The sequence below is a fragment of the Pyrobaculum sp. genome, assembly GCF_049971835.1.
In the GTDB taxonomy this organism is placed as follows: Archaea; Thermoproteota; Thermoprotei; order Thermoproteales; family Thermoproteaceae; genus Pyrobaculum.
The window spans coordinates 1-4,031 of record NZ_JBMFKV010000175.1; the positions used below are offsets into that span (position 1 = coordinate 1).

5 protein-coding genes and 1 pseudogene are annotated in these 4,031 nt (G+C 60.7%); 2 read left to right on the plus strand and 4 right to left on the minus strand.

What is annotated here, in order from left to right; genetic code table 11:
• Positions 1-228 (plus strand): annotated as a pseudogene (locus ACP5J3_RS11720) (Lrp/AsnC family transcriptional regulator); the annotation flags it as partial.
• On the opposite strand, the gene hemC reads toward ACP5J3_RS11720, so the two are convergent.
• The 3 genes from hemC to ACP5J3_RS11735 form a co-directional block, all read right to left on the minus strand.
• The gene (gene hemC, locus ACP5J3_RS11725) at positions 225-1,112 is read right to left on the minus strand and encodes a hydroxymethylbilane synthase (protein ID WP_428495856.1); all 888 of its coding nucleotides are present in this window, start codon (positions 1,110-1,112) and stop codon (positions 225-227) included. The pseudogene ACP5J3_RS11720 and the gene hemC sit on opposite strands and share 4 nt — an antisense overlap.
• Positions 1,090-2,244, minus strand: a complete 1,155-nt coding sequence (locus ACP5J3_RS11730) for a radical SAM protein (RefSeq protein ID WP_428495857.1) — start codon at positions 2,242-2,244, stop codon at positions 1,090-1,092. The genes hemC and ACP5J3_RS11730 overlap by 23 nt, the downstream gene beginning before the upstream one ends.
• 177 nt (positions 2,245-2,421) lie before the next feature.
• The gene (locus ACP5J3_RS11735; protein ID WP_428495858.1) at positions 2,422-2,940 is read right to left on the minus strand and encodes a DUF6884 domain-containing protein; all 519 of its coding nucleotides are present in this window, start codon (positions 2,938-2,940) and stop codon (positions 2,422-2,424) included.
• Positions 2,941-2,981: 41 nt separating this feature from the next.
• Here ACP5J3_RS11735 and ACP5J3_RS11740 point away from each other — a divergent pair, with 41 nt between their 5' ends.
• A complete protein-coding gene (locus tag ACP5J3_RS11740; RefSeq protein WP_428495859.1) occupies positions 2,982-3,788 on the plus strand; it encodes an undecaprenyl-diphosphate phosphatase in 807 nt (268 codons plus the stop codon).
• On the opposite strand, the gene ACP5J3_RS11745 is transcribed toward ACP5J3_RS11740, so the two are convergent.
• A partial coding sequence (locus ACP5J3_RS11745; protein WP_428495860.1) for a VUT family protein occupies positions 3,772-4,031 on the minus strand: 260 nt, incomplete at its 5' end. The two genes, ACP5J3_RS11740 and ACP5J3_RS11745, sit on opposite strands and share 17 nt — an antisense overlap.

Consider the following 4,031-nt stretch of genomic DNA (forward strand, 5'->3'; position numbering starts at 1 on the left):
ATGCCCATCTCCACACACGTGGTGCTCCGCAACACGGTCCCCGGCAGGTGGGAGTACCCCTGCTACTATATGGTGCACGGCGTGTCTAGAGACGTCATTGAGAGCTATGTAAAAGACGCCATGAAGAGGCTCGGCGTGGAGGACTACAGACTGCTGTACAGCGTCAGAGACTTCCTCGGCGGCCGCGAAATGGCGAGGAGGGTGGAGAAAGTCGCTGAGGAGGGCTAGCGCCTAAAGGCGTTTACAAGAGCCGCCGCCCTCCTCCCCACCTCCACGGGGTCGTCCCCATAGATCTTCACCACACGCGCCCTCCCCCCGTCTGCGTACCCCGCGGTGAACTCAATAGAGCCGGCTGGGAGAAGCCGCGCTAAGCCACCCACCGCCGTGTGGCAACCGGCGCCCACGGCCCGGAGGAACTCCCTCTCGGCAAGAGCCTCCGCCTTGGCGGCTGGGTCGCTTGCCTTGTCGAGGAGGTCCACCAGCCACTTCTCGTCTTCTCTCGCGACGGCTACTACGATGCCTTGGCCGGGCGGGGGCGGCATAACCTCGGGGCGCAGTGGGTATATCTTCACAGGCGGCGAGTTGCCGTAGAGCCTCACTATGCCGGCTGCGGCCATGACGGCGGCGTCGTAGCGCCCCTCCAGGATCCTGTTCACGCGGGTATCTACGTTGCCTCTGAGAGGCACCACCTCGACGTCTGGCCTAGCCGCCTTTAGAAACTCCGCACGCCGCACGCTCGACGTCCCCACCACCGCCCCCCTCGGCAGGCTCTCCAAGTCGTAGCCCGCGGCGCTCACCAGCGCGTCGTAGGGAGGGGCCCTCTTGGAGAAGCCCGCCAAGACGAGGCCGGGGGCCAGCTCAGAGGGGAGGTCTTTGAGGCTGTGGACGGCGAAGTGGGCCTCTCCCTTCAGCACCGCCATATTCACCTCTTTTTCAAAAATCCCCTTGACCCCAATTTTGTAGAGAGGCTTGTCCTGCACCAAATCCCCCGTCGTTTTTACAATCTTGATGTCGAACTGGACGTCGGGCTCCACCGCCTTTATCCTTGAGAGGAGCTCCTCTGTCTGTAGCAGGCTGAGCCTCGACCCTCTAGTTGCGACCACCAGCCTCATTGCCAAACAGCGCGGGGATGGGGCAGAGGGGGTCGTCGCCGAACATGTCGCCAGACATGTAGTAGGCCCTCGCCCTGTCCCCGCCTTTGCAGAACTTCTTAAATGGACAGGCGGAGCACCTAGGCCCCCTCAGGTATTTATCAGTCTCGACGAAGGGAGCCAGCCTCTCGGGGGTCAGTATCTCCCTCAGCCTCTTCTCCCGCACGTTGCCCAGCTTGTAGAAGTCTATGAACTGGCACGGGTAGACGTCGCCGTTTGGGTATATTGATATGATCTTGCGGCCGCACCCACCGGTGGACTCCACAAACTCTAGGTATTTCGCGTCGCCCCCACCCACGGTGAGCGCTATATAGATCCCGTCGTACGGCGCGAGGGTCGTCTCGATTTCAAGCCTCCCGGCGTACTGCCTAGCCTTGGCGATGAGAGTCTCTATAAACTCCTGGTACTGCCGGGGGGTGTACCACCAGTCCTCTGTCAGCTTCTGCGCCCGGCCCGCCGCAGATAGGTGGTAGAAGGTGATGCGCCTCACCCCCAGAGAGGCGGCAAAATCCACGTAGCTACCCACCTCGTGAATGTTCTTCGCTGTGACGACAAAGCGGAGCCCCACGTCGAGCCCCGCCGCGATGGCGTTTTTAATTCCTGCCAGAGCCGCGGCGAAGCTGCCGGCCACCCCTCTAAACCTGTCGTGAAACTCAGCCGACGTCGAGTCGAGGCTCACCCCCACGTAGACCACCCCCACCTCCCTAAGCCTCTTCGCGACCTCTGGAGTTATCAGTGTACCGTTTGTAGACAGCACCAGCCTAATCCCCCTCTCCCTCGCGTACCCAGCAATCTCGAAAAAGTCCGGCCTCGTCAAGGGCTCACCCCCAGTGAAGAGGATCAAGGGCACGCCGACTTCAGCCATCTGATCGACCACGTCGAGGGCCTCTCTCGTGCTTAGCTCCCCCGCCTCAGCTGGGCCTGCGTCGATGTAGCAGTGGAGGCACTTGAGGTTGCACCGCCTAGTTATGTTCCAGCTCACGATAGGCCTAAACGGGGCTGAGAAGTCGCTCGGCTTATCCACCCCAAACCTCCCCTTCACCTTAAAAGAAGTGGTCCCCACCCCCGTGACCATGACGCTGATTGGAATCACTTTAGTTAAGCAAAGACATAGATATAAATCTGTCTCTCGAGGTGACTCGGTGACGAGATAAACGGGGCTGAGGATGAGGACGGCATCCTACGCCGACGTTCAAAGCTAAGCACGGCACTCGCCACGGACACGCCGAGCGGCCCTAGGCGCCCCGCCGCGTCTGCACTATGCCGCGGCCTACTCTCTATCTCCAGAACCTCTGCGCCGTCGCCGGGTGCCCTCTGGGGAGGCCGACGACCAGAGCGACTTCAGCAACTTTCTCAACGCTATGTGTCTGTCGAAGTTGCCCGTCTTTATCCACCTCCCGCATGCCCTAAAAGGCGCTAGGACGTACACATCGTATTGACACGCCACGTCCTCCACCGCGATGTAGTACGCCTTGGTGACCACCAGAATCACTGTGCTTCTCTCTGCCAGCCTCCGGAGCGCAGTGTGCAACCCCACGGCGTGGGCCCACCTCTTAATCTCCTCGTGGCTCCTCCCGCTGAGAGTCTCGTCGTAGGGCTCAAGCACGTCGTGCTCCCCAACCAGCCCGTAGCGGGCTGATATAATGTAGAGAGAGACGGGCACCCCCTGTGACCTGGCCTCGTCGACAACCTTCACCACTCTCTGCACCGACGGCCCTCTGTAGAGATCCCTAGCCGGACTTGCGAAATCGAGCTTCTCTCTAGTACAGTTAGTAACAACCGCGTACACGCCTCACCACTTTTAAATGTATATAACATGTAGCCCCTTCAATGAACCTAGGAGACGCGTTGCTCCTCGGCGTGGTTCAAGGCGTTTCCGAGTGGCTCCCCATAAGTAGCAAGACGCAGATCATGCTGATCTCCACGGCTCTGTTCAAATCGCCGCCTCAATACGCCTACTCCCTAGGCCTCTTTCTAGAAGCCGCCTCAGTTATCGCCGCCCTCATATATTTCAGAGGGCTGTACCTAAAGGCGCTGAGGGGGCTCCTCGGCGACCGCGAAGGGAGGAGGTGGCTCACATACATGGTGGTCACTACAATAGTCACCGGCGCCGTCGGCGTGCCCCTGTACTACATAGCCAGGAAGTCGCTACTGGCGGGCCAGAGCGCCGGGTGGCTGATGATGGCACTCGGCGCCGCGGTGGTGCTAAACGCCGCCCTACTCCAGCGGGCGAAGTCGGCCGCCGGGCTCAAGAGCTTCGGCCAGATGTCTCTACGCGAGATGGCTCTGGTTGGCCTCGCCCAGGCCCTCTCGGTGCTCCCCGGCGTCAGCAGGTCGGGGGCGACCACCACGACGCTACTCCTCCTCGGCTACAAGCCAGAGGAGGCCTTCAAAGCCTCCTTCGTCTTGGTGCCCATAGCCGGGCTGGGCGCCACGGCTCTATCTTATATCGCCGAGGGGGGCGCGGTGGCCACTGCAGAGTCCCTGGCGGCCATGGCCTTCGGCGTGGTGGTGAGCATAGCCACAATAAAGGCGTTGCTTGACTTCGCCAAGAGCAGACACGTGGTGCTTGTAAACGCCGTCGTGGGCCTCCTGGCCATCGCCGGAGGCATCCTAAGAATTACCCTCGGCTTCTAATAGAGGCCACGTATCTCCTCGCCCCGTAGACAAGTATCGCCTCCAGCGGCACCTGAAGCCACTTAACGACGATCTGCCCCGTTATTATCCCCACCTCCGGCCCAAAGGCGAGGGTTATAAACACTGCGCTGTCCACAACCTGTGCCACGAGGGAGGAGGAGTACACCCTAGCCAGCAGGTGTAGCCTCGGCCACCGCGTCACTATATAGACGTCTATAGTGGAGGATATTAGATACGCTGTGA